Here is a 25,286-nt window from a genome sequence, read left to right as displayed (position 1 = left end):
CAGAGGAGAGACCCCATGTCTTCGAACGTCTCATCGCAGCCCGCCGCGCCGGGTGCCATTGCCACAGGTGTGCGCGGCCTGGTGGCGGACTGGTCGTCCGACCAGCGCGCCTTCAAGGTGTCGTGGGGCAAGGCGATGATGTGGATCTTCCTGCTGTCCGATACCTTCGTGTTCAGCTGCTTCCTGACGGGCTACATGACGGTGCGCATGGCGACCACGGTGCCGTGGCCCAATCCCAGCGAAGTCTTCGGCCTGCATGTCGGCGGGCACGACGTGCCGCTGCTCCTGATCGCGATCATGACGTTCGTGCTCATCACCAGCAGCGGCACCATGGCGATGGCGGTCAACTTTGCCTACCGGCGCCAGCGGCGCCAATGCGCGTTGCTGATGCTGGTGACCGCGTTGTTCGGCGCGGCCTTTGTCAGCATGCAGGCCTTCGAATGGACCAAGCTGATTGTCGATGAGGGCGTGCGTCCCTGGGGCAACCCGATGGGGGCGCCGCAGTTCGGCTCGACCTTTTTCATGATTACCGGCTTCCACGGCCTGCATGTGACCTGCGGCGTGATCTACCTGCTGATCGTGGCGACCAAGGTTCTGCGGGGACGGTACGAAGTCTCCGGCAACTACCAGATCGTGGAGATCGCGGGCCTCTACTGGCACTTCGTGGACCTGGTCTGGGTCTTCATCTTTGCATTGTTCTACCTCTGGTGAGGCTTGCCATGGCTTCGACTCCGACCCCGACTCCCGCCTCGCCCGGCGCCGCGCACGGCCCGGACGACGCCGCGCACACCGGCCAGCAACATCCGATCGGCCTCTACCTGAAGATCTGGCTGCTGCTGTTCGTGCTCTCCACGTTGTCGTACATGGTGGACTACGTCGGCTTCACCGGCTACCTGCGCTGGACACTGATCCTGCTGCTGATGGTGATGAAGGCGGGCCTGATCGTCGCCGTCTTCATGCATATGGCCTGGGAGCGCATGGCGCTGATCTGCGCGATCCTGGTGCCGCCGCTGTGCCTGCTGATACTTGTCTGGCTGATGGCGGAAGAGGCACACTACACATTCCTGACGCGCGGCATCTTCTTCCATTGAACCACCCCTCGCACGCATGCATCCTGCCACCGAAGCCATCCTGCGTTTCAACCAGGGCCGCGACCCCGAGCGCTTCACGCGCAAGCTCGCCGCCATCGCCGCCGACCCGTTCGCCTTCTTTCGCGGCACCAATCACCTGTACGCAGCATCGCTCGGTCATGCGGACGCGCTGCTGGGTGCGCCGTCCACCTACGTCTGCGGCGACCTGCACCTGGAGAACTTCGGCAGCTTCAAGGGCGATAACGGCCTGGTCTACTTCGACCTGAACGACTTCGACGACGCGCTGGTCGCACCGCTGACCGTGGACGTGGTCCGCGTGCTGTCCAGCGTGCTGGTGGCGGCGGGCCAGATCGGCCTGTCCGACGAGGACGCGGATCGCGCCTGCGAGGCGATGCTGGCCGGGTATGCGGCGGTCCTGGAGGGCGGCAAGCCGCGCTGGCTTGAGCGCGCCACCGCCACCGGCATGGTGGCCACGCTGCTGCGGCGGGTCAAGCGGCGCCGGCGCGGCGAACTGGTCGCGGAGCGCACCGAGATGCGCAAGGGGCGGCAGCGGCTGGCCTGCGACGGCCGGCACGCCTTGCCCGCCGACCCCGACGCCCGCAAGCGGGCGGTGCAGATCCTGGACGCCTATTCGGGCCAGCCGCACGGCCACCGTTTCCGCGCCGAAGACGTTGCGCGGCGCGTGGCCGGTATCGGCAGCCTTGGACTGGAACGCTATGTGGTGCTGGCGCGCGACGAACGTGCCGGCGGCATGCCGCGCCTGATCGACATCAAGCGGGCGGCGCCTTCCGCCTGGCAGGACCTGCCCAACCGCGCGCAGCCGCGCTGGGGCAGCGATGCCAGACGCGTGGCCGCCACACAGACGATCATGCAGGCGGCATCGCCCGCGCTGCTATCGGCTGTGGACAAAGGCAAGGCGTCATACCTGGTAAAAAGCCTGCAGCCCACCGCGGACCGGGTCAACCTGGCGCACTGCGAGAGCGTCGCGTCGCTGCGCGAAGTGCTCGCGACCATGGCCCATGCCGCGGCCTGGGCGCACCTGCGCGGTTGCGGGCACCATGCCGCCGATCGTATCGAGCAATTGCAGGAGTTTGCGGCCGGCACGCGCTGGCGCAAGGGTGTGCTGCGGCTGGCGCGGCATGGCCATGCGGTGTCGCTGGCCCAGTGGAAGGCCTATGCGGAGGACTACCGCAAGGCCAGGGGCAGCGCCGTCGGCGAACCCGCCGACGGCGCCCGCTAGTTCAGGGCAGGGCGGACAGGGCCTCAGACCTGCGTGATGAACTTCGTCACCAGGTAGCCATCGAAGGTTTCCATGCCGCCTTCGCTGCCGATGCCGGAGTCCTTGATGCCACCGAACGGCGTTTCGGACAGGGCCATGCCGAAATGGTTGATGTTGACCATGCCGGCCTCCAGGCCGTTGGACACCTCGGTCGCGGTCTTCAGCGAGTTGGTGAAGACATAGGAGGCCAGGCCGAACGGCAGGCTGTTGGCGCGGCGCAGCACCTCGGCCGTGTCCTTGAAGCGCGTGACCGGCGCCACCGGGCCGAACGGCTCGTCGACCATCAGCTTGGCGTCGTCGGGCAGGTCGGTCACCACGGTCGGGGCGAAGTAGTAGCCCTTGTCGCCGATGCGCGAACCGCCGGCCACGACCTTGCCGCCACGCTGGCTGGCATCGTCGAGGAACTGCTCCATCGAGAACACGCGGCGCTCATGCGCCAGCGGGCCCATCTGCGTGCCTTCTTCTAGCCCGTTGCCGACCTTGATCGAGCCGATCACCTCGGTAAAGCGGGCCAGGAACTTGTCATAGGCCTTTTCCTGCACGTAGAAGCGGGTCGGGGACACGCACACCTGGCCTGCGTTGCGCAGCTTGAAGCGCGCCAGCATTTCGGCGGCGGGCTCGATATCGGCGTCGTCGAACACCAGCACCGGCGAATGTCCGCCCAGTTCCATGGTCACGCGCTTCATGTGCGCACCGGCCAGCGCGGCCAGCTGCTTGCCCACCGGCACCGAGCCCGTGAACGAGATCTTGCGCACGATCGGCGATTCGATCAGGTAGGTCGAGACCTCGCCCGGCACGCCCCACACGATGTTCAGCACGCCCGGGGGCAGGCCGGCGTCGTGGAACAGCTGCGCCAGCGCGACCACGGCGCTGGGCGAATCTTCCGGTCCCTTCAGGATCAGCGTGCAGCCCGCACCCACCGCCGCCACGATCTTGCGGATGGCCTGGTTGAACGGGAAGTTCCACGGCGTAAAGGCCGCGCACACGCCGATCGGCTCGCGCACCACGATCTGGCGCACATTGGGCTGGCGCGGCGGGATCACGCGGCCGTAGATGCGGCGGCATTCCTCGGCGTGCCAGTCGGCATGCTCGGCGCAGACCAGGACTTCGCCGACCGCCTCGGCCAGCGGCTTGCCCTGGTCCAGCGTGATATTGCGGCCGATGTCCCTGGCGCGCTCGCGCGCCAGTTCGCCCACGCGGCGCAGGATCTTCGAGCGCTCCAGCGGCGAAGTCTTCTTCCAGCTTTCGAAGGCACGCTGGGCCGCGGCGAGGGCGCGGTCCAGGTCGGCGCGGCTGGCGTGCGGCAGCTTGCCCAGGACTTCCTGGGTGGCGGGGTTGAGCACATCCTGCTCGCGCCGGTCGCCGCCCTTGATGAATTCCCCGTCGATATAGAGGGCAAGATCCTGGTACATGCGTGTTCTCCTGATGGTCGTGTCGGACGTTCCGGCGGCGCGGTGGTGCGCGCTGCCAAGTCCGCTAGCTTAACGCCTCGGCGCGGATCGTGCTGGCGACAGGGGCGGCGCCAATAGGGGCGGGGATAAGCTCCCAGTATGAAGCTCGCGTATGCGCAAAGCGGCGCGATGGGGCCGCATCTTCACTACACTTTACGAAAAAGGTCGCACGGGTTCGCGTCCCCGGCGCACTGCCGGAACGCCGGGCCGGGGCCGGGGCACGGAATCGCCGCGCTCCTTCCCCAGTGCCCCCGGCCGCATACCAGGAGCCACGCCATGGATGGAAATTCGGGCAATCGTGCCAGCGGCGAACGGAAACCCATCGCGCTGGCCCTGCAGGGCGGCGGCATGCACGGGGCCTTTACGTGGGGCGTCATCGACCGCCTGCTCGAGGATGGCAGGCTGGACATCGAAGGCGTCAGCGCCACCAGCGCCGGCGCCATGAACGCCGCGGTGCTGGCCTACGGGATGCTCAAGGGCGGGCCCGACGGGGCGCGCCAGGCGCTGCATGATTTCTGGCTCGCCATTGCGCGCTCGGCCGAACGCTACAGCCCGTTCCGCTGGGTGCCGTGGATGAAGGGCGGGCACAGCTTTGGCCTGGACAACTCGCCGCTGTATGCCGTGGCCGACATGGTGCTGCGCCTCATGTCGCCGTACCAGTTCAATCCGCACAACATGAACCCGCTGCGCGACGTACTGGCCAGCCAGGTGGATTTCGAAGCATTGCGCCGGGAGTGCCCCTGCCACCTGTTCCTGTGCGCCACCAACGTGGAAACCGGGAAAATACGCATCTTTTCGGGGGAGGACATGTCGATCGAGGCCGTGCTGGCCTCTGCCTGCCTGCCCACGCTGTTCCAGGCCGTGGCCGTTGACGGCCAGCACTACTGGGACGGCGGCTACGTGGGCAATCCGGCCATCTTCCCGCTGATCTACCAGTGCAAGACGCACGATGTCGTGATTGTCCACATCAACCCGATCGTGCGCCCGGGCGTGCCACGGACGGCCGCCGATATCCTCAACCGCGTCAACGAAGTCAGCTTCAATTCATCGCTGATGCGCGAGATGCGTGCCATTGCCTTCGTAACCTCGCTGATCCAGCAGGGCAAGATCGACCGGGCCGAGATGAAGGAGATGCGCATCCATTCGGTCCGCAACGACGAGACCATGGCCGCGCTCGGCGTATCGAGCAAGTACAACGCGGACTGGAAGTTCCTGTGCTTCCTGCGCGACAAGGGCCGCGACCATGCCGGCACCTGGCTGGAGCGCAACTATGACCATGTCGGGCAGCGATCCAGCGTGGACATCAGCGGCGAATTCCTCTGAGCGCGCCGCGCTTTGATAGCCGTCAGCCAGGCGCCGGCTGAGCCAGCCGCAGCGCGAGGTTGCGCCTGGCGCGCGCCTCATAGCGGTCGTGGAACAGGTCGGTCAGGTAGAGGCGCGGGCGGGCCAGCAGGCGGCTCAGGTACTTGCGTTCGGCCGCATCGTAGGCAAGGTCATCCAGGTCCGGGCGCTCGGCGCGCAGCAGCGTCCCGTTGCGGCGGAACCGGGCCGCGGGGCTGCCAAGCGTCGCCAGGTCGATGTCGACCGCATAGCAGGCGGCCAGCCCGTCGGGAACGCCGGTGTGCGTGGTGTCCAGGATCATGGCGGCGATCTCGTCCGCGCCCGCAATCCGTCCGTCGGCCCGCCGCAGGAACCAGTCCGCGCTGCGCGCTTCGTTGTCGCGCGCGCCCGGCACGTAGATGACATCGTGGCACCAGAGCGCGAGTTCCACGGCGTCGGCATCGGGAATCCCCGCGTGGGCCCAGTCCAGGTCGCGCAGGCAGCGGCGCACGTGGTACAGCGTGTGGTAGTAGCGGCCCGGCCCCGAGTAGTGCCCGGACAGCTCTGCATAAGTGTCCTGCGCGTGCTGGCCGCCGCAGCGCGACCACAGGGACTCGAAGCGGGCCTGGATCCGGTTCATGGGCTTCCTTCGCGGCGGCGCCGGTTCAGCCGAGCTCGTCGAGCAAGGCCCGGGCCTGTTGCAGGTCGGCCGTGTCGAAGCCTTCGCGGAAGGCGCCATAGATGCCGGCCAGTACCTGGCGCGCGGCTTCGGGCTTGCCTTTACGACAGCACAGCCGCGCGAGGCTCAGCGCCGCGCGCAACTCCAGCGACCTGGCGCCCTGTTCGCGTGCAATGGCGACGGCCTTGCGGAAGCAGGCTTCGGCCTCATCCCGGGCCAGCCGGCCATCATCGGACTCGGCAAGGATCAGTTCTCCCTTCAAGCGGAGCAGCGTGGACACGTCCAGCCGTTCGCCGGTGTGCTCGGCAAGCGGCATGGCTTCGTCGAGCAGCGCCAGGCCGGCGCGGTACTCGCCGGCCATGCCGTGCGCGTCGGCCAGCAGCCCCAGCAGGCTTGGCCTCGCCAGGGACGCGCCGGTCGCGGCGTAGGCGTCGAGGCCTTGCCGCATCTGCGCGATGCCCGCCTGATGGTCGCCGCACTCGGCCACCGTCCAGCCCTGCAGCACCACGCCCCATGCCAGGTAGATCGGAAAGCCCTGTTCGCCGGAAATGGCGATGGCTGCCTCGGCAAACTCGCGCACCTGCTGCACTTCGCGCCGGCACAGGTGCACTTCCGCCGCGAAGATCAGGCACAGGGCGAGATTGAATGCGTCGGGACGCTGCCTGGCCAGCGCCAGCGCTTCGAGCGAGCGCGCACGCGCCAGGTCCGGCAAGCCCTGGTACCACAGGATCCAGCCCAGCGTGGCCATGGCATGCACGGCCGGGTCGCGCCCGTAGCCAAGCAGGAATTCGTAGGAGGACTGGTCCGGCCGCTGCAAGGCCAGCACCTGCTCCATGTGGTCGCGGGCAACGCTGATCTGGCCCAGGCGGAACGTGGTGGACCCCTGCACGCGATGCCCCTCGGCGAGCTGGTCCGGCTTGTGCGAGCGCATGGCCATGCCGAGCAGCCGCTTGCCGAGCGGCAGCGACACGTTGTACTGCGCGCGCAGCTGGTAGAACGCCCACAGCCCGAGTTGCGCGGAAAAGACCTGCTGCGTGGGCTCGCCCTGTTCGCACAGCGCGAGCGCGCGCCGGTAGTTGGCTTCCACCTCGGTGGCGGCCTGGCCGCGCGTGGCGATCAGCGCGGGGCCCAGCGTCAGCAACAGGGAAAGCTCCTGCCGCACGCGCTCGGGCGTGTCGGGCAGCCGCTTGAGCAGCGCAATGGCCTTGCCCAGGTGGCCGATTGCCTCCGGCAGGGCGGAGCGCTCCAGGGCCTGCTGGCCGGCGCAATGCAGGTATTCGATCGCCTTGGGCACATTGCCGCTCAGGCTGTAGTGGTGGGCGAGCTCGCCGCAGTAGTCCTTGAGCCGGCCCGGGAACAGGGACTCGATCGCACGCGCGGTACGTTCGTGCAGCCCGCTGCGCCGCTCGGTCAGCAGGCTGTGGCCCGCGACTTCCTGGGTCAGTCCGTGCTTGAATGCGTACTCCACGTCGGGGAAGGCCGGCTGCTCGTAGATGAAATCGGCGGCCTGCAGCGCAGCGAGCAGCGGGCGCAGCGCGTCGTCGTCCTGCTCGGTGACGTGGCGGATGAGGCTCAGCGAGAATTCCTTGCCGATCACCGCCAGCGTCTGCAGCAGTTCCTTCTGCGCCACGGGCAGGCGGTCGATACGCGCGGCCAGCACGCCTTGCACGGTGGTCGGAATGTGCAGCAGGGCCGGTGCCCGTTCGATGCGGAAATCGCCTGGTGGCCCCACCAGCACGCCTTCCTCGGTCAGCGTCTGGACCACCTCCTCCATGAAGAACGGGTTGCCTTCGGTCTTGTCGAGGATCAGCCGCTTCAACGGGACCAGGCTGCGATCGTCGCCCAGCAGCGCGGTAAGCAGGCCCTGGGCCTCCGCCGGGCCCAGCGGCTCGAGCTGGAGCTGCGTGTAGGCGCCACGGGCATGCCAGTCATGCACATACTCGGGCCGGTAATTGACCTGCAGCAGGATGCCGGCCGCGGGCACATGGTCGACGAGGATGTCGAGAAAGCCCTCGGTCTCGCTGTCCAGCCACTGCAGGTCCTCGAAGATCAGCGCGAGCGGCTGGTTCTGGCTTTCGCGGACCAGCAGCCGGGCGATGGCCTCGAAGGTCCGCTGGCGCCGGATCGCGGCGTCCATGGTCGGCAGCGCCGAGCCCGGCTCGCTGCTGCCGAGCAGGTAGAGCAGGTAGGGCAGGTGCGGCTCCAGCGAGCGATCCAGCGTCAGCAGCCTGCCGGTGACCTTTTCGCGGCAGCCCCGGTCGCTGTCCTGCGCGGTGACCTGGAAGTAGTTCTTCAGCAGCTCGATCAGCGGCAGGTAGGCAAAGGCCTTGCCGTGCGAAACCGAGAAGGTCTCCAGCACCAGGCAGCCCTGCCGCGACCTGGCCTTGAACTCGTGGAACAGGCGGGACTTGCCCACGCCGGCTTCGCCGACCACGCCGACGATCTGCCCGTTGCCGGCCCTGGCCAGCTCCAGCGCCGCGTGCAGCTGCTCCAGTTCGGCGTGGCGGCCGACGAAGCGGGCCAGCCCGCGGTGCGCCGCGACCTGCAGGCGCGTGCGCAGCGCCCCGAGGCCGAGCACTTCGTAGACGGCCAATGGCTCGCGCACGCCCTTGACATGCGTGGTGCCGAGGGGCTTGAACTCGAAATAGCCTTCGGTGAGCTTGTGGGTCGACTCGCTGATCAGGATCGACGCCGGCGTCGCCACGCCTTCCATGCGCGAGGCGATGTGGATGGTGTGCCCCACAGGGTCGTAGTCAGTGTGCAGATCGTCCTTGCGGATCGACCGCACCACGACCTCGCCGGTGTGGATGCCGACGCGGATCTGCAGCGGGATGCCCAGCTCCAGGCGGACCCGGTCGCTGTGGCGGCGCATGGCGTCCTGCATGCGCAGTGCGGCGTACAGCGCGCGCAGCGCGTGGTCCTCATGTGCGATGGGCGCGCCGAACAGGGCCAGGATGCCGTCGCCCAGGAACTTGGCGACGTAGCCTTCGTAGTGGTGCACGGCCTCCATCATCAGCGCGGCGACCGGATCGATCAGGCGCCGCGCTTCCTCGGGGTCCAGGTCCTGCGTCAGCGCGGTCGAGCCGGCCATGTCGGCGAACAGCGCGGTGATGGTCTTGCGTTCGCCCGCGGCTTCGCCGCGCGCCTCCATGGCCGCGCGTTCGGCAAGGATGCGCTCGGCCAGGTGGGGCGGCGTGTACTGGACGGGAGGGGTGGCGGATACCGGCGCGGGGGGCTGCGCAGCGGGAAAACCTGTCAGCGAGGCCCCGCACCCGCGGCAGAACTTTGCCATCGGGCCGGCCGGCTCGCCGCAGTGCGGGCAAGCCCGTGCCAGCGCGGTGCCGCACTCCTCGCAGAAGTTGGCCTTTGCGAGGTTCTCGAACCCGCAATTTGTGCAGCGCATATCGCCTCCTGCCGGCCGTGGCCTGGCTGATTCCGGCTTCGATCATTAGACGCGCGATCCGGGCCGTTGGCAAGGCAGCGACGCGCGGCGGCGCGATCGCGTATGCTGGCAGGCTGACCGCCTCGAGCAGGGATGACGCAAGGACAACAACAAGGACGACATGAAGCCTGACGCCAGACTGACCACCGGCCCCATCGGCCGCACGCTGCTGCTGTTTTCGCTGCCGGTGCTGGGCAGCAACATCCTGCAGTCGCTCAATGCCTCGATCAACTCGGTCTGGGTCGGGCGCTACCTCGGCGAGGCGGCACTGACCGCGACGTCGAATGCCAACATCATCCTGTTCTTCCTGCTCGGCGTCGTGTTCGGCATCAGCATGGCCAACACCATCATGATCGGGCAGGCCGTCGGCGGGCGCGACCTGGACGAGGCGCGCAAGATCGTCGGCACCAGCACCACGTTCTTCGTGCTGCTGTCCGTGGCGGCGTCGGTGTTCGGCTACATCTTCACACCGGACATCCTGGCGGCCATGCAGACCCCGCACGATGCCGCGCCGCTGGCGGTGACGTACCTGCGCATCATCTTCATCGCGCTGCCGTTCATGTACTTCTACAACTTCGTGATGATGACGCTGCGCGGCGCCGGCGATTCACGCACGCCGTTCTACTTCATGCTGTTGTCGGCGGTGCTCGACGTGGTGCTGAACCCGTTGCTGATCTTTGGCATAGGCCCGCTGCCGGCGCTCGGCATCGCGGGCTCGGCGCTGGCCACGCTGATCGCGCAGCTCACGAGCCTTGCCGCGATGATCGCGCTGCTCTACCGCCGCCGCCATTTCCTGCTGCTGCATCGCGAGCAGCTCGCGCTGCTGCGGCCGGACCCGGCCATCATCCGCTCGCTGGTGGCCAAGGGCTTGCCGATGGGCCTGCAGATGGTGGTGATCTCGTCGTCGGCCATCGTGATGATGTCGTTTGTGAACGCCTACGGTTCGCAGACCACCGCCGCCTACGGCGTGGCTTCGCAGCTCTGGACCTACGTGCAGATGCCGGCGCTGGCGGTCGGTGCAAGCGTGTCGTCCATGGTGGCGCAGAACGTCGGTGCCGGGCTCTGGCATCGCGTCACGCGCATCACGCGCATGGGCATGCTGTTCAACCTGGCGATGACCGGCGCGCTGGTCGGGCTCGTCTACCTGTTCGACCGTAATTCGCTCGGACTTTTCCTCGGCACCGACAGCGTGGCCATCGGCATCGCGCAGCAGATCAACCTCGTGGTGCTGTGGTCATTCATCCTGTTCGGCTTCACCATCGTGATATTCGGCACGGTGCGTGCCACCGGCGCGGTGATGGCGCCGCTGGTCATCCTGTTCGTGTCGATGTGGGTGATCCGGCTGCCGTTCGCGTGGGCCCTGGGCAAGAGCTGGGGCGCGGAGGCAATCTGGTGGAGCTTCCCGCTGGGATCGGTGGTGTCGGTCGCGCTGGCCGCGGGCTACTACCGCTTCGGCAACTGGCGTACGAGCCATATCCTGCCGGTGCCGCCACATGCGCCCGAAGCGGTGGGGCAGGCCCCCGACACGAGCATGGGCACGCCGTGCGAAGACGCGGGCCCGGTGTCCGACGCGGACGAACTGCCGCCCCGTACCGTGGAAACCGTGCGTTGAAAGCCAATCGAAAGATCGACATGGCATCGTTGCATCCGTTGCCGGTTTTCGCGGCAACGGGCGCGTTCGCCCGCGTGCCTGCGGGCGATGTCCGCGCAGGCCAGATTCCCTTCCTCATATCGCGTCGATGCCGCATGGCAGCGGCGCGCGTCCGGCTTTCCTAGTTCTCCATTTCCACGCAGTCCGGCATCGCACCAATACATCATGTCGTGATCCATTGGTGCGGATACGCATGTGCATGCCCGTCTCGTGCGCAGCGCATTGGTGAATACCCCTAATTGAAGACAAATGAAAGGCGGCTGAAAGATCGCGTCTTTAAGGTTCCGTTCAACCCCGGGGCATGCGACTGCATGCAGCAATTCGCGCGACAGAGCCAGCGCGCGGCACCGGCAGCATTTCGTGAACTTTGAGGAGAATCGTTTTGCGCATACGTAGCCAAAAGGACTTTGCCTCCGGCCTGATGTTTATTCTGGTCGGTCTGGGCTTTTCCTGGGTCGCACGCGGCTATTCCATGGGAACCGCCGCGAAAATGGGCCCCGGATATTTTCCGTTCCTGCTCGGGCTGGTGCTTGCCGTGCTGGGCGGCCTAGTGCTGATCTCGTCGTTGTCCGGCAAGGGCGAGGAAGACCATCTCGCACGTTGGGACCTGAAGACCCTGCTGTGGATCCTCGGTTCGGTGGTGCTGTTCGGCCTGCTGCTCAAGCCGCTGGGCATGGTGCTTTCCGTGTTCGTGCTGGTGCTGGTGTCGTCGATGGCCAGTCACGAGTTCAGCTGGAAGGGCGCATTGCTCAACAGCGTGGTGCTGGTGCTGATCAGCCTGGGCGCCTTCGTGTACGGCATCAACCTGCAGATGCCGGTGTGGCCTGCATTTATCACCGGTTAAGGGAGCGCCGAGATGGAATTGATTGAACACCTTTCACTGGGATTCTCGACGGCAATGTCGTTGCAGAATCTCGCCTACGCGTTCCTGGGCTGCGTGCTCGGTACGCTGATCGGCGTGCTGCCGGGCCTGGGGCCGCTGGCTACCATCGCCATGCTGCTGCCGGTGACCTACACGCTGCCGCCGGTGGCCGCGCTGATCATGCTGGCCGGCATTTACTACGGTGCGCAATACGGCGGCTCGACCACGGCCATTCTGGTGAACCTGCCTGGTGAATCGTCGTCCGTGGTGACTACCATCGACGGCTACCAGATGGCAAGGCGAGGGCGAGCGGGCGTGGCATTGGCGACTTCGGGCCTGGGCTCGTTCTTCGCCGGTTGCGTGGCCACGCTGATCCTGGCCGCGTTTGCCACGCCGCTGTCGGAACTGGCGTTCAAGTTCGGCCCCGCCGAGTACTTCTCGCTGATGGTGCTGGGCCTGATCGGTGCCGTGGTGCTGGCTTCGGGTTCGCTGCCGAAGGCCGTGGCCATGATCGTGCTGGGCCTGCTGATGGGCCTGATCGGTACCGATGTGAACTCGGGCGCCGCGCGCTTCTCGTTCGACGTGCCAGAACTGACCGACGGCATCGACTTCGTTGCGCTGGCAATGGGCATGTTCGGCTTCGCGGAAATCATCGCGAACCTCGAGCAGAAGGAATCCCGCGAGACCTTTACCGACGCGGTCACCAACCTCTGGCCGACCAAGGAAGACTTCAAGCGCATGGCGCCTGCCGTGCTGCGCGGCACGATGCTGGGCTCGGCGCTGGGCATCCTGCCGGGCGGCGGTGCGGCACTGGCCTCGTTCGCTGCCTACTCGCTGGAGAAGAAGACCTCGAAGTACTCGCATGAGTTCGGCAAGGGCGCCATCGAAGGCGTGGCGGGTCCGGAATCGGCCAACAACGCCGCGGCGCAGACCTCCTTCATCCCGCTGCTGACGCTGGGCATTCCGCCCAATGCGGTGATGGCGCTGATGGTGGGTGCGATGACCATCCACAACATCCAGCCCGGCCCGCAGGTCATGACCAGCAACCCGGCGCTGTTCTGGGGCCTGATCGCCTCGATGTGGATCGGCAACCTGATGCTCATCATCCTGAACCTGCCGATGATCGGCATCTGGGTGAAGCTGCTGACCGTGCCGTACCGCTTCCTGTACCCGGCCATCCTGGTGTTCTGCGGCATTGGCGTGTACTCGGTCAACAACCAGACCTTCGACGTCTTCATGGCGGCTGGCTTCGGCGTGATCGGCTACCTGTTCCTGAAGCTCAAGTGCGAACCGGCTCCGCTGCTGCTGGGCTTCGTGCTGGGACCGATGATGGAAGAGAACTTCCGCCGCTCGCTGCTGCTGTCGCGTGGTGACTTCAGCGTGTTCGTGACCCGTCCGCTGTCGATGGGCCTGCTGATCGCCGCTGCGGCGCTGGTTGCGGTGGTGGCCCTGCCGTCGATCAAGGCCAAGCGCGAAGAAGCGTTCCAGGAAGAGTAGTCCCCCGGCGCTCCGGAACCACGCCGTCTCAGGGCGGCGTGCACAAAGCAAGCAATCGGGGTGCCTTCGCGCACCCCGTTTTTCTTGCGGCGGAGCATGGCTCCGCGACGATCGCTGAAGTAGAGAGTGCCCGACTGCGGCAGCAGTCATGGGCCGCGCAAGATGAACAGGAACTCCGCTCCGGCCCTTCACCGGATCCCAGCATTCCGGTGTCGTGGGGTGGGAGCTTCGCCGGCGCTCATGAAACCGCTTTCCCTTGACCGGGTCTTTTCCCGGATTTTCATCCTCAAGCTCGTGCATGCGAGCCCGTCGACCGTGATGAACCTGGTCGACCGGCTGCGCGAATACGGTATCGAACTGAACATCCGCTCGCTGCGCCCGATCCTGCGCAGCCTGATGATCGCGCGTGCGATCACGGCCGAACTGGTCGAGGGCAGCGGTCGGGTGTACTGCATCACCGACAGCGGCCGCGACGAACTCGATCGCTATCTGTCCCATCTCGATACCCTCAAGCGAGATGGCGATGCCGACGGCTGAGACTGCCGCATCCGCACAAGAGAAGAAATGGGCCCGCTTGTGCGGGCCCATTGCATTTCAGGATGGCGTTATCGGATTACTGGCTCGGCTGGTTCACCAGTTCCAGGCCAGCCTGCGACTCGTCATCGCCGCGCGCGACCAGCACCTTGATGCGGTTCGGCAGCGTAGCCTTGATGCCGTCCACGGGGATCGTGGTGATCAGCCAGTCGGCATTGTTGGCCAGCGTCAGCGTGCCGGAATCAAAGATCACGGTCTTGCTGCCAGCGGTTGTGATGCGCAGCCGGTAGGTGCCACCGTTCAGGTTGATCGAATCGCTGCCCGAGGCCGGTACCGCGGACTTGAACGCAACGGCCGAGAACGTCGGCGTGACGGAGTTCAGGTCAACGGCCGGTATGGTCACATAGATATCCACGTTCTGCGCGTTGAACGATGCGTTCAGTGCCCTGACACGCGCCTTGTCGGAGAACAGGCCCACTTCGAACGGGTCGTCGATCTGGATCACGTCCGCCGCGGTGTCGCTGCCCGGCATCGCCACCACTGTGTACTTGTGGCCCGTGTGGGTGTTCACGGTCGCGTGGCCGAGTTCCGTGCTCGTGCCGGCCACGTCAAAGGCGAAGAGCTGGTTACCCTCGTCGACGGTGCGGTAGGTCGACACGAACTTGTAGGGCTCGTTCAGCAGATTGGTTTTCGCACCGTTCTGCAATACGTCGACGTTCGGCCCACCCGGTATGGCATGGATCACGCGTACCGTCGGCTTGCTGAGGCCGACGCGTGCGGCAATGCCGTCGTCACCGCCTCCGCCGCAAGCGGAAAGGACTGCCGCAGCTGCAATGGCAAGGCCAAGGATAAGACTGGTTTTTCTTGAGCGGAACATAATGTCACCTCACTCCGTTGCGTTGGTTTGGGCGAGTGCCAGGACGGCCGCGGCTAGGCAGCGGCTGCATAGGGCAGGGGGGTGCCCATCAGGCCGGTGACGCCGTTTCGTGAGTCAAGTGGCCTTATTGCAACGATAGAAAGGAACGCTCGGGGGAGGCAGGCGCGGGCATCCGAATTCGGTGTCGGAGGATTCCGACAGGGGGAGGGGATGCGGGTGATGGGTGGCGGTGTCATGCCTGGCGGGCATGACACCCTGCTCGACAATCGGGGCCCTAGCCCTTGGGCCAGGCCATCACCACCTGATTCCTCCCATTCCTCTTGGCCTCATACAAGCCCGCATCGGCCACCTCCACCAGCCGGCTGCTTGGCTGGCCCTCTTCAGGCACAAGTACCGCTGCGCCGATGCTGACGGTGAGGCAGCCGCCCGTGGTCCCGCCGCTGTGGGCGATGCCGAGCGCTTCAATCGCACGCCGGGCCTTCTCCGCAAGCAGCCGCGCGCCTCCGGGCGAAGTCGAGGGGAGAATCATCGAGAACTCTTCACCGCCAAAGCGAGCGGGCAAGTCGGCGGGGCGCGAGCAGTTGTCGCGCAGTACGGTAGCTACGCGCCGCAAGACCTCATCGCCGGCGACGTGCCCATACGTGTCGTTGTAGGCCTTGAACGCATCGACGTCGATCATCAGCAAGGCGAGCTGGCTCTTGTCACGCTGGGCGCGCTTCCACTCGGCGCTCAGGTATTCGTCGAAGTAGCGGCGGTTGGACAGTCCCGTCAGCCCGTCCGAGTTGGTGAGCCGCTGCAATTCGAGATTGGTCTCGAGCAGCTGCTGCTGGCTTTGCCGCAGCGCGCGGTAGGCTTCGTCGCGCTGCAGCAGGTTCAGGTACGAGCGCGAGTGATAGCGGATGCGCGCAATCAGTTCGATGCTGTCCGGCAGCTTCACCAGGTAGTCGTTGGCGCCCGCGGCGAAGGCCGCGCTCTTCATCGCCGCCTCTTCCTTGGTGGACAGCACGATGATCGGGATATCGCGCGTGGCGGCGTTGTCGCGGTAGCGGCGCACCAGTGTCAGGCCATCCACGCCAGGCATGACCAGGTCCTGCAGGATCACGGTGGGGCGGGTGCGCTCGGCCACGGCCACGGCGTCGTCGGGCGTCGCGCAGTAGTGGAAATCGATGTCGGGCTCGGCGGCCAGGGCGCGGCGGACGGCTTCGCCGATCATGGCCTGGTCGTCCACCAGCAGCACCATGACGGGATAGCTGTTCAGTGCGGCAGTGTCGGTGATGGCGTTGTTCTCGGGTGGTTGCATGCTGGCTTCCTGGATGGCTCGACCCCAAGACTTTCCTGGATGAGGCATCGGCGATCTCGTGTCGTCTGGTACGTTCTGTTTGCCGCGGCGATCAGCCCGGTGGTGCCGGCCGCAGGCCGCTGCAGGCCTGCACGAGGCGCGGCGCAATGGCTGCGAGCGGCAGGATTTCGCTGGCGGCGTCAATGGCCGCGGCCGCCTTGGGCATGCCATAGACCGCGCTGGTGGCCTGGTCCTGGGCAATGGTCAGGCAGCCGTGGTCGCGCATGGCTTTGAGCCCGCTGGCGCCGTCGCGGCCCATGCCCGTCAGCAGCACGCCGATGGCCTGTCCGCGCCAATGCTCCACCACGCTTTCAAAGAACACGTCGATGGACGGCCGGTAGAGATAATCGCTGGGCTGCTCGGTATAGGCCATGCGGTTTGACCCTAGCAGGCGCAGATGGTTGTTGGTGCCGGCGATCAGTACCGTGCCGGCCTGCGGCACTTCGCCGGCGGCGGCCACGCGCACCGGCAGCGCGCACTGGCCATCGAGCCATTCCGCCATGCCGGGCGCGAAGGCTTCGTCCACATGCTGCACGGCCACGACGGCCGCGCAGAAATCCGCGGGCAGGGCGCCCAGCAGACGGGCCAGCGCCGACGGCCCGCCAGCGGAGGCGCCGATCGCCACCAGGCGCGACGCGGCCGGCCTGCCCTGCACCTCGGCCACGACGGGCCGGAGCACCGCCCGTCCCGTCACCAGCCGCCCGACATTGCGCATCTTGCGCAGCAGCGGGCCCGCTGTCAGCTTGGCGTCGGATTCGGTCAGCGTGGGCGTGTCCACGGCGTCGATGGCGCCATGCCCCATGGCGTCGAACACCTGGCTGGCATTGCGGCCGAGGTCCGTGGTGACCACCACGATCGGGCAGGGCGTGGCCGCCATGATGCGGCGCGTGGCCTCCACGCCGTCCATGACCGGCATCAGCAGGTCCATCAGGATCAGGTCGGGTGTGTGCGAGGCCGCGAGCTGTATCGCCTGTTCGCCGTCCCCGGCGACCCATGCAATCTCGAACGCGGGGTCCAGCGCGATGGCACGGCGCAGCGCGGCCACGGCCAGTGCCGAATCATTGACGATGCCGACTTTCATGGACTTGCCTCGCCGATCAGGTCGTGCACCGCATCGAGCAGCGCAGCGTCATGGAAACTGCCTTTTGCCAGATAGTAATCCGCGCCGGCTTCCAGGCCACGCTGGCGATCCTGCTCGCGGTCCTTGTACGACACCACCATGACCGGCAACTGCTGCAGGCGCGGCTCCTTGCGGATCAGCGTGACCAGCTCGATCCCGTCCATGCGCGGCATGTCGATATCGGTGATGACCAGGTCGAAGGGCTCCGCGCGCAGCACGTTCCAGCCGTCCATGCCATCCACGGCGACCGCGACATCGTAGCCGCGCCCGGCCAGCAGCTTGCGCTCCAGCTCGCGCACGGTGAGGGAATCGTCCACCACCAGCACGCGCTTGCGCCGCGCCTGCGCGGCGGCCGTACTGGCCTGGCGTACATGCTCGATGCGCCCGTCGCTGACGAGCTTCTCGACCGAGCGCAGGAGATCGTCCACATCGAAGATCAGGACCGGCGTGCCGTCGTCGGTCAACGCACCCGCGGCAATGTCCTTGATCTTGCCCAGCGCCGGCGCGAGCGGCTGCACCACCAGCAGGCGTTCGCCCAGCATGCGGTCGACGGCTATGCCGTAGACGCGGTCCTGTTCGCCGACGATCACGACGGGAATCTCGTCTCCGTCCAGCGGGCGTTCCGGGCGCTGCAGCACCTGCGCGGCACTGACCAGCCCCACCGCGCGGCCGGCGTGGTGGAAATGCTGGTGGCTCTCGGTCTGCGCCACGTCCTGCCGGGCCACCGTGGCGGCGCGCAGGACATGGCCGAGCGGGAACGCGTAGGCTTCGCCGGCCACTTCCACCAGCAGCGCGCGCACCACCGACAGCGTCAGCGGCAGCTCCAGGTGGAACTGCAGGCCGCCGCCGGGCGGCTGCGCCAGGCGCAGGCTGCCGCGTACGCGGCGCACCATCTCCTGCACCGCGTCCAGGCCGACGCCGCGGCCAGAGACTTCGGAAACGGTCTCGCGCATGCTGAAGCCCGGCAGCAGCAGGAACTCCAGCAGCTCGGCCTGCGACAGCCGCGCGGCGGTGTCCTCGCTGGCCAGGTGCCGCCGCACGATCGCCTGGCGCAGCGCTTCGATATCCACGCCGGCGCCGTCATCGCCGATCTCGATCACGAGCCGGCCGGCATTGTGCCGCGCCTGCAGCAGGATGCGCCCTTCGGCGGGCTTGCCGCAGGCCGCGCGCACATCGGGGGGCTCGATACCGTGATCCACGGCATTGCGCAGCAGGTGCGCCAGCGGCGCGTCCAGTGACTCGAGGATGTCGCGGTCCACCTGGGTGCCGGCGCCAACCAGTTCCAGGTGCGCGGCCTTGCCGAGCGAGCGCGCGAGGTCGCGCACCATGCGCGCGTAACCCGCCAGCCCGTCGGACAGCGGGCGCATGCGGCACGCCAGCGCGGTGTCGTAGAGGCGCCGGGCCAGCCGCGCGGTGCGGTGCTCGTACTGGTCCAGCTCTTCCTGCCGCTGCGACAGGTGTTGCGCGCCGTCTTCCAGCAGTTGCCGCGCATCGGACAAGGCGGCCATGGCGCTGGCGTCGGCACCGCTGCCCGCCAGCGCGTCGCGCAGCGTGTCCAGTGCCTGCAGCGCGCGCGCCTGTTGCCGGCGCGCCTGCAGCATGGCCTTGCCGAACGGGCGCAGCCAGTGCGATTCCACCATGGCCTCCCCCGACATGGCCAGCAGCTGGTCAAGCGACTCGGCGCCGACGCGCAGCATGCGCTCGTGCGATTCCCCGGCGGTGCCCTGTGCTGGCACGGATGGCTGGGGCGGCGCGGATGTGCCAGGATCGGCCGGCTCGGCCCCGGCCGAAGGTTCCGGCTGGCCGGGCGCAACCGTCGCCGCCGCGCCTTCTCCGCCCGGCAGCGCCTGCAGGCGCTGCACCACGGCGTCGATCTGGGCGCGGCCCTGGCGGTCCGCCCAGGCCGGGTCGCCATCAGGCGGATGGCCGATCCGCTGCAGCAGGTCGGTGCCTTGCAGCAGCGCGTCGATATGCGCGGCGCTCAGTGCCATGCCGCCCTGGGCGGCCACCAGGCAGTCTTCCATCGCATGCGCCAGGTGCACGCCGCCGTCGAGCCCGACAATGCGCGCCGCACCCTTGATGGAATGCGCCGCGCGCATGCAGGCGTCGAGCTGGCTGGTGGCGGCCGGGTCGCGTTCGAGCGCGAGCAGGCCCGCATTGAGCACCTCGGCCTGCGATTCGGCCTCGAGCGCGAACAGTTCGAGCAGCGAGGCGTCGCGCAACTGGTCGGGGTTCATGCCAGGCTCCGGGTCAGTGCCTGTCGCACCAGCGCGGCATCGAGCAGGCCGACGCTGCGCCCCTGGTCTTCGAACAGCGCCTGGCTATAGCGCGTGGATGCCCGGGCCAGCGTGGCCGGCAGCGGCCGCAGCGCACTGCCGGGCAGACGCCGCACGCCGCTGACTTCGGCCACCGGCAGGGCGATGGCGCCGCGGCCCTGGCCGAGCACCAGGAAGCGCTGTCCCTGCCGCGCGTTTGCCTGGGCATCGGGCGCCTCGGCCATGCCGAACAACCTGGCGAGCGACAGGCAGGCCAGCAGGCTGCCGCGCACGCTGGCCAGGCCCAGCACCGCGGCGTCGCGGCGATGCGGGAGCGAATGCACGGGGCAGGGCGCGGTGACCTCGCCGACGGCCTCGGTGGGCAGGGCCAGCCATTCCTCGCCGACGCGGAACACCAGGCAGGGAAGGCCGGTGCCGGACGGCTCCGCATCCGGCTCGTGGTCGACCGGGGCGGCGGGCAGCCCGGTCATGGCCTGCGCATCGAGCAAGGCCGTGGCGGCACGGGAATAGGTCGGACAGTTGCGGCAATGGATGTGCGTAGCCAGCAGCGGGCAGCTGCCGTCGCCCCGCACGCCGATGCGGCGCCAGCAGTCGTCGACAGGCGTGTTGGCGGAAAGAGTCAGGTCGTCAGCCATGGCTAGCCGGTACGGGTGTGGCGCTGAGCGCGCTGGCGCAGCCGCGTGGCGCCGGCGTGGTCGCCCTCGGCTTCGAGCCGCGCGGCCAGGTGGTAGAGGGCCTCCTGGTGGCCCGGGGCGAGATAGATCGCGCGGCGATAGGCGTCGCGCGCGCTTTGCGTGCGGCCGGCGGCGTCATGGAGCACGCCCAGCAGGCAGCAGGCATCGGCGCTCGGGCCCTGGCCGGCGATCAGCGCTTCGCAGGCCGCGGTGGCGGCTTCCAGCTCGCCGCGATCGGCAAGCGCAGAGATGCCGGCGAGTGCGTCAGTCGGCTCGGCGGCGGCCGGCCGCGGGCGAGGGGGGGCATGCTTCGGCTCACGCTTGGCCGGCACGGGCCGGGCATGAAAGTTGACCGGCGGGGGCGGCATGCTGGCAGGCGCTGTCGCCTGCACGGCGCGGCTCTGGATAGGCCCAGCATTCCGCGCTTCATCGGTCCGCGACTTGCGAAACGCAAAGGCCAGCGGCACGCCGGCTGACTGCAGCCCTTGCGCGCTCAGCAGGCTGGCTTCGGCGGGGCCGACGAAGATCATGCCATCGCTCGCGGTCAGCCGCGCCAGGGTATGCACGGCGCGCCGCTGCACGTCGGCATCGAAATAGATCAGCAGGTTGCGGCAGAAGACGAAGTCGTATGGCGCCTCGCCGGCCAGCAGGTCGGGGTCGACGATATTGCCAAGCCGCGGCTGCACCAGTTCGCGCACGCGCGCGTCAAGCGCGAAGCCGCCCGGGCAAGGCCTGAAGTAGCGGTCGCGGAAATCCAGCGCCTCGCCGCGGAACGCATTGCTGCCATAGACTCCGGCACGCGCGCGCGCCAGGGCGCATGCGCTGATATCCAGCGCGTCGATGCGAAAACGCGCGGGCGGAATGCCAACGTCGAGCAGCGCCATGGCGATGGAATAGGGCTCTTCGCCGCTGGCGCAGGGCAGGCTCAGTACGCGCACCTGGCGCGTGGGGTTGCCGAACACGCGCTCGGCGGCAAAACGTCCCAGCGCCAGCAGTGCCTCGCGGTGCCGGAAGAACCATGTCTCGGGGACGACCACGGCTTCGATCAGCGCCTGGAATTCGTCGGGGTGGCTGTGCAGCAGGTTCCAGTAGGCCGCCACATCGTGCGCCTGCAAGGCGGCCTGGCGCTCGCGCAGCGCGCGATCGAGCGCGCCGGGGCCGATCGATCGCGCATCCAGCCCGATGCGCGCCTTCAGCAATGCCTCGATATGGGTTGCCGTGCTCATGGCACGCACGCGTCATGTGCGGCGTCGAACAGCATGGCGTGGACGTCGTCGGGCAGCAGCGCATGGACCCGCACCCATTGCACCAGGCCGCGCAGTTCATCGTGGCGCACCGGCCCCAGGTAGCGGGCCGTGCCGGCGTCGATGCCAGTCTCGACGAACGATTCCGGCGCGCAGCGCAGGGTCTCGGTGGCCTGTTCCAGGCGCAGCCCGAGCAGGCGCGGCGCATCGCCTTCGCGGCGCCGGTAATGGACCAGCACGGTGCGCGTGCTGGTGCGCTGCGCCGACGCAACACCCGTGGCCAGCGCGCACAGGTCGATCACCGGTACCGGCTGCCCGCGCCGCGGCAGTACGCCGGCCACCCATGCGGGGCTGCCCGGAATCTGCTTGAGCGCGGTCAGCGGCAGGACCTCGGCTACCTCGGTGGCATCGAGCGCATAGTGGTCATTGCCGAGCCGGAACAGCAGGAACAGTTTCATCGGCGCGCGGCCTCCCGCCCCACGGCGCTATACCTTGAAGCGTGAGACGCCGCTGCGCAGCTCGTTGGCCACCAGCGTCAGCTCGTCGATGGCCTGGCCCGACTGGCGCAGCGATTCGACCGTCTGCTGCGCGGCTTCGGACAACTGCATCAGCGCCTGGTTGATCTGCTCGGCGCCGCCGGCCTGCGCCTGCATGCCTTCATTGACCATCTGCACGCGCGGCGCGAGCGACTGCACCTGGCCGATGATCTGCGACAGCTGGTCGCCCACCTGGGTCACGTCGGACATGCCGCGGCGCACTTCTTCCGAGAACTTGTCCATGCCCATCACGCCGGCGGCAACGGCGGACTGGATCTCGCGCACCATCTGCTCGATGTCGTAGGTGGCGACGGCGGTCTGGTCGGCCAGGCGGCGGATCTCGGTGGCGACCACCGAGAAGCCGCGTCCGTACTCGCCGGCTTTCTCGGCCTCGATCGCGGCATTGAGCGACAGCAGGTTGGTCTGGTCCGCCACCTTGGCGATGGTGGTGACCACCTGGTTGATATTGCCGGCCCGTTCGTTGAGCGTGGCAAGCTTGGCATTGACCGAGCCGGCCGCGTCCATCACGTGCTGCATGGTGGCTTCCATGCGCGACAGCCCGACCTGGCCCGTGCCCGCGAGCCCGGCGGTCTGCTCGGCCGCGTTCGAGACTTCGTTGATGGTGCGGACCAGGTCGCGCGCGGTGGCGGAAATCTCGCGCGACGTGGCGCCGATCTGCGTCGTGGTCGCGGCGGTTTCCGTGGCGGTGGCCTGTTGCTGCCGCGCCGTCGCGGCGATCTCGTTGACCGAGGTGGTGACCTGGATCGCGGAACGCTGCGCCTGGCCGACCAGCGAGGTCAGCTCGCCCGTCATCTGGTTGAAGCCTTCCTCGACATCCTGGAATTCGTCGCCGCGCCCCAGCGCCATGCGCTGGCGTAGATCGCCGCCGCGGATCCCGGCCAGCAGGCCGACGATCGAGCGCATCGGCACGGTGATGGCGCGCAGCAGCAGGTAGCCGCAGATGACCGCCGCCGCGAGCGCCACCAGCAGCGCCACCTCGATGCCGATCTTGGCCGAGCTGACCGCCGCATTGATGCCGTGCGCGGCACGCTCATTGACGGCATTGTTGTCGTCCACCATGGACTGCGCGAGCTTGCGTACATCCTGCCATGCCTGATTGGCATCGCCGCGCAGCAGCGTTTCCGCCGAGTCGTTGCCCTTCCAGCTTGCCGCCTGCAGCAGCGGCAGTGCCACCTGGTCATACCTGGCCTTGGCCGCCTTGTACTGGCTGAAGGTGGCGCGATCGTTGTCGCGGGTGATGGTGGTCTCGTACTGCTGCTCGAACCGGTCCAGCCGCTGGCGGACTTCGGCGACTTGCTGCTGGTAGCCGTGGCGCTGGCCGTCACTGGTGGCCTTGACGGTTTCCCAGGCCAGCACATAGATCTCGCCCCAGGCGCCGCGGATGCTGGTGCTGTGGTTGAGGCCAGGCAAGGCGTCCTTGAGCATCAGGGTGGTTTCCCGCTCGATCGACGACAGCCGGTTGTAGGCCACCACCCCCATCAGTGCCATGACCAGCAGGATGAAGGTAAAGCTTGCCAGGATGCGCTTGCGGATGGTCCAGTGGTTCAAGGCTCGGTTCCCGTTTCCGTTCTTCTTCAGGGGCAGCCGCGGCGCCCGGCGCCGGGCCGGCTGCGCGGCAATGCGCGGTAGGGTACTGTAACCCCGGAGCTGTTTCAACGCTGCGCGACGCTCAGGCGCCGGCCGTTGCTACGCCGCATTGGCGCGTTGGCCGGAATTCCGTAAGCGCTTGCTTTTTTCATGGTTTTCGTCACACTTCCAGAATTGCAGATCTGGTAACAATGTCGATAATTGCAAAAGAGGCAGGGATGGTGGCCAAGTCGGGGGCGAAAGCGGCTGGCGCTTCGCCAGACGGGGAGACCGATCCGCTGACCGGGGTCGGGAATCGCGGGGGATTCCTAAAGCGGCTGGAGGCGCGCCTGCATAGCGAGGCTGTGCCCCGTTGCGCATTGCTGCTGATCGGCATTGACGATTTCCGCGCCTTCAATGACATGCACGGCCATGCCGAGGGCGACCTGATCCTGCAGGGCGTGGCGCGCCGGCTGCGCGACGCATCGCCGCGCGATGCCGTGATCGGCCGCATCGGCAGCGACGAGTTCTCGGTGCTGCTGCCATCCATTTCGGATCCGACGCTGGTACGGCACGTCGGCGCGGCCATCCTTTCCATGCTTTCCGCCCCGCACGAATACAGCGGGCGCCGCCACCACGTGCTCGCCAGCGTCGGCGCCTGCGTGCTGCCCGCCGCCGGCGATCTCGCGTCGGACGCGCTCGCGGCGGCCAGCCTGGCGCTGGCCCGCGCCAAGCACGATGGCGGGCGCACCATCCGGTTCTTCAAGCCACAGATGCGGCAGGACGTGACTACACGGCTGTCGCTGGTCCAGGCACTGCACGAGGCGTACGCGCAGCGCCAGTTCGAACTGCACTACCAGCCCCAGGTCGACCTGCGCGACGGCCGCATCATGGGGGCCGAGGCGCTGCTGCGCTGGCGCCATCCGACGCGCGGCCTGCTCGCGCCAGCCAGCTTCATCGATGCGCTGGCGTCCAGCAGCGTGGCCAGCGACGTGGGCATGTGGCTGCTGCAGACCGCCTGCGCGCAGGCGCGGACCTGGGCGCTGACATTGCCGCAGGCGCCGCGCGTGGCCATCAACCTGTTCGCGGCGCAGCTGGCCGAAAGCCGCCTGGTGACCGAGGTGCGCCACGTCCTGCGCGCCCTGGAACTGCCGCCGTCCAGCCTGGAGATCGAGATCACCGAGACCATCGCCCTGCAGCAGGGCGACGAGGTGTCCGACCAGCTCCAGGCACTGCGCCGCGACGGCGTGACCCTGACCTGTGACGACTTCGGTACGGGCTATGCCTCGCTGAGCTTCCTCAAGTCGTTCCCGGTGGACCGGCTGAAGATCGACCAGTCCTTCGTGCGCAACGTGACCCAGGATCCGGTGGATGCCGCCATCGTCCGCTCGGTCATCAACGTGGGGCAGAGCCTGCGGATCGGTGTCGTGGCCGAAGGCGTCGAAACGGTCGAGCAGCGCGACTTCCTGCTGGCCAATGGCTGCTGGGAAGCGCAAGGCTACCTGTATAGCCGGCCGGTGCCCGCTGAGCGGCTTACGGAGCACTTGCGTCAGAAGTCGGGTGGCTGACGCCGGCCCCGCCGGCGCGCGTTGCTAAAAGGAAGCCGGCGGTACAGGAAGACGGCGCCGCCGGTGGAGTTGTTTCCACCTTTGACGGCCAGTTGCTCCGCCACGGGCATCTGTACCCCCATTTCCCGCCTCCATCGTGCTTCGCCAGCGCGAACCCTCCGGCCGTGCCGCGGCCAGAGGAAATAACCACTTACAAAGTCTTGTCCGCGCCCGACTCCCTGGGACGTTGCTCCATGTATGGTGACATCAGGGCGGCCGC

20 protein-coding genes are annotated in these 25,286 nt (G+C 67.7%); 9 read left to right on the top strand and 11 right to left on the bottom strand.

Annotated elements, in window-relative coordinates; all coding sequences use genetic code 11:
* The first annotated feature begins 15 nt into the window (after positions 1-15).
* Genes KHO22_RS23160 through KHO22_RS23150 form a run of 3 tightly spaced genes read left to right on the top strand, consistent with a single transcriptional unit; the run spans position 16 to position 2,331 of the window.
* Entirely contained in the window at positions 16-711 is a 696-nt protein-coding gene (locus KHO22_RS23160) for a heme-copper oxidase subunit III family protein (protein WP_211949518.1), read from the top strand.
* 8 nt (positions 712-719) lie between these two features.
* Positions 720-1,091 carry a cytochrome C oxidase subunit IV family protein gene (locus KHO22_RS23155; protein WP_211949517.1) on the top strand — a complete coding sequence of 124 codons (372 nt, stop codon included), beginning with the start codon at positions 720-722 and terminating at the stop codon, positions 1,089-1,091.
* A 16-nt stretch (positions 1,092-1,107) separates the two neighbouring features.
* Positions 1,108-2,331 (top strand): DUF2252 family protein, encoded by a 1,224-nt coding sequence (locus KHO22_RS23150; RefSeq protein ID WP_211949516.1) that lies wholly within the window; start codon positions 1,108-1,110, stop codon positions 2,329-2,331.
* A 23-nt stretch (positions 2,332-2,354) separates the two neighbouring features.
* On the opposite strand, the gene KHO22_RS23145 is transcribed toward KHO22_RS23150, so the two are convergent.
* Positions 2,355-3,782 (bottom strand): NAD-dependent succinate-semialdehyde dehydrogenase, encoded by a 1,428-nt coding sequence (locus KHO22_RS23145; RefSeq protein WP_211949515.1) that lies wholly within the window; start codon positions 3,780-3,782, stop codon positions 2,355-2,357.
* A 315-nt stretch (positions 3,783-4,097) separates the two neighbouring features.
* On the opposite strand from KHO22_RS23145, the gene KHO22_RS23140 reads away from it, so the two are divergent.
* Positions 4,098-5,144, top strand: coding sequence for a patatin-like phospholipase family protein (locus tag KHO22_RS23140; protein ID WP_211949514.1), 1,047 nt, complete (start codon positions 4,098-4,100; stop codon positions 5,142-5,144).
* A gap of 22 nt (positions 5,145-5,166) precedes the next feature.
* Here the strand turns inward: KHO22_RS23140 and KHO22_RS23135 are convergent, their stop codons facing one another.
* Positions 5,167-5,781 (bottom strand): HD domain-containing protein, encoded by a 615-nt coding sequence (locus KHO22_RS23135; protein WP_211949513.1) that lies wholly within the window; start codon positions 5,779-5,781, stop codon positions 5,167-5,169.
* A 25-nt stretch (positions 5,782-5,806) separates the two neighbouring features.
* Positions 5,807-9,223, bottom strand: coding sequence for an adenylate/guanylate cyclase domain-containing protein (locus KHO22_RS23130; RefSeq protein ID WP_211949512.1), 3,417 nt, complete (start codon positions 9,221-9,223; stop codon positions 5,807-5,809).
* 160 nt (positions 9,224-9,383) lie between these two features.
* Between KHO22_RS23130 and KHO22_RS23125 the strand changes: the two genes are divergently transcribed.
* The 4 genes from KHO22_RS23125 to KHO22_RS23110 all read left to right on the top strand — a co-directional run bounded on the left by KHO22_RS23125 (position 9,384) and on the right by KHO22_RS23110 (position 13,809).
* Positions 9,384-10,874: an MATE family efflux transporter gene (locus tag KHO22_RS23125; RefSeq protein WP_211949511.1), complete on the top strand. Its 1,491-nt coding sequence runs from the start codon at positions 9,384-9,386 to the stop codon at positions 10,872-10,874.
* Positions 10,875-11,295: 421 nt separating this feature from the next.
* Positions 11,296-11,757 carry a tripartite tricarboxylate transporter TctB family protein gene (locus KHO22_RS23120; protein WP_211949510.1) on the top strand — a complete coding sequence of 154 codons (462 nt, stop codon included), beginning with the start codon at positions 11,296-11,298 and terminating at the stop codon, positions 11,755-11,757.
* A gap of 12 nt (positions 11,758-11,769) precedes the next feature.
* Complete coding sequence (locus KHO22_RS23115; protein ID WP_211949509.1) at positions 11,770-13,272, top strand: tripartite tricarboxylate transporter permease; 1,503 nt, start codon at positions 11,770-11,772, stop codon at positions 13,270-13,272.
* Between the two features lie 240 nt (positions 13,273-13,512).
* Positions 13,513-13,809, top strand: a complete 297-nt coding sequence (locus KHO22_RS23110) for a helix-turn-helix transcriptional regulator (protein ID WP_211949508.1) — start codon at positions 13,513-13,515, stop codon at positions 13,807-13,809.
* 76 nt (positions 13,810-13,885) lie between these two features.
* On the opposite strand, the gene KHO22_RS23105 is transcribed toward KHO22_RS23110, so the two are convergent.
* From KHO22_RS23105 to KHO22_RS23070, 8 genes are all read right to left on the bottom strand, one after another.
* A complete protein-coding gene (locus KHO22_RS23105; protein WP_211949507.1) occupies positions 13,886-14,683 on the bottom strand; it encodes a DUF4397 domain-containing protein in 798 nt (265 codons plus the stop codon).
* A gap of 274 nt (positions 14,684-14,957) precedes the next feature.
* Positions 14,958-15,983 (bottom strand): response regulator, encoded by a 1,026-nt coding sequence (locus tag KHO22_RS23100; RefSeq protein WP_211949506.1) that lies wholly within the window; start codon positions 15,981-15,983, stop codon positions 14,958-14,960.
* 91 nt (positions 15,984-16,074) lie between these two features.
* Positions 16,075-17,103: a chemotaxis response regulator protein-glutamate methylesterase gene (gene cheB, locus KHO22_RS23095; RefSeq protein WP_211949505.1), complete on the bottom strand. Its 1,029-nt coding sequence runs from the start codon at positions 17,101-17,103 to the stop codon at positions 16,075-16,077.
* Entirely contained in the window at positions 17,100-19,379 is a 2,280-nt protein-coding gene (locus KHO22_RS23090) for a hybrid sensor histidine kinase/response regulator (RefSeq protein ID WP_211949504.1), read from the bottom strand. The genes cheB and KHO22_RS23090 overlap by 4 nt, the downstream gene beginning before the upstream one ends.
* Complete coding sequence (locus KHO22_RS23085) at positions 19,376-20,053, bottom strand: chemotaxis protein CheW (protein ID WP_211949503.1); 678 nt, start codon at positions 20,051-20,053, stop codon at positions 19,376-19,378. Before KHO22_RS23085 ends, KHO22_RS23090 begins: the two co-directional genes overlap by 4 nt.
* Positions 20,054-20,055: 2 nt before the next feature.
* A complete protein-coding gene (locus tag KHO22_RS23080) occupies positions 20,056-21,318 on the bottom strand; it encodes a CheR family methyltransferase (protein WP_211949502.1) in 1,263 nt (420 codons plus the stop codon).
* Positions 21,315-21,794: a chemotaxis protein CheW gene (locus KHO22_RS23075; protein ID WP_211949501.1), complete on the bottom strand. Its 480-nt coding sequence runs from the start codon at positions 21,792-21,794 to the stop codon at positions 21,315-21,317. Before KHO22_RS23075 ends, KHO22_RS23080 begins: the two co-directional genes overlap by 4 nt.
* A gap of 27 nt (positions 21,795-21,821) precedes the next feature.
* Positions 21,822-23,381 carry a methyl-accepting chemotaxis protein gene (locus KHO22_RS23070; protein WP_420839643.1) on the bottom strand — a complete coding sequence of 520 codons (1,560 nt, stop codon included), beginning with the start codon at positions 23,379-23,381 and terminating at the stop codon, positions 21,822-21,824.
* Between the two features lie 317 nt (positions 23,382-23,698).
* Between KHO22_RS23070 and KHO22_RS23065 the strand changes: the two genes are divergently transcribed.
* Positions 23,699-25,027, top strand: coding sequence for a putative bifunctional diguanylate cyclase/phosphodiesterase (locus KHO22_RS23065; RefSeq protein ID WP_211949499.1), 1,329 nt, complete (start codon positions 23,699-23,701; stop codon positions 25,025-25,027).
* Positions 25,028-25,286: the final 259 nt, after the last annotated feature.

This window comes from Cupriavidus yeoncheonensis (assembly GCF_905397275.1).
In the GTDB taxonomy this organism is placed as follows: domain Bacteria; phylum Pseudomonadota; class Gammaproteobacteria; order Burkholderiales; family Burkholderiaceae; genus Cupriavidus; species Cupriavidus yeoncheonensis.
The sequence above is the reverse complement of the archived record's forward strand: the minus strand, read 5'-3'. Positions and strand labels throughout refer to the sequence as shown.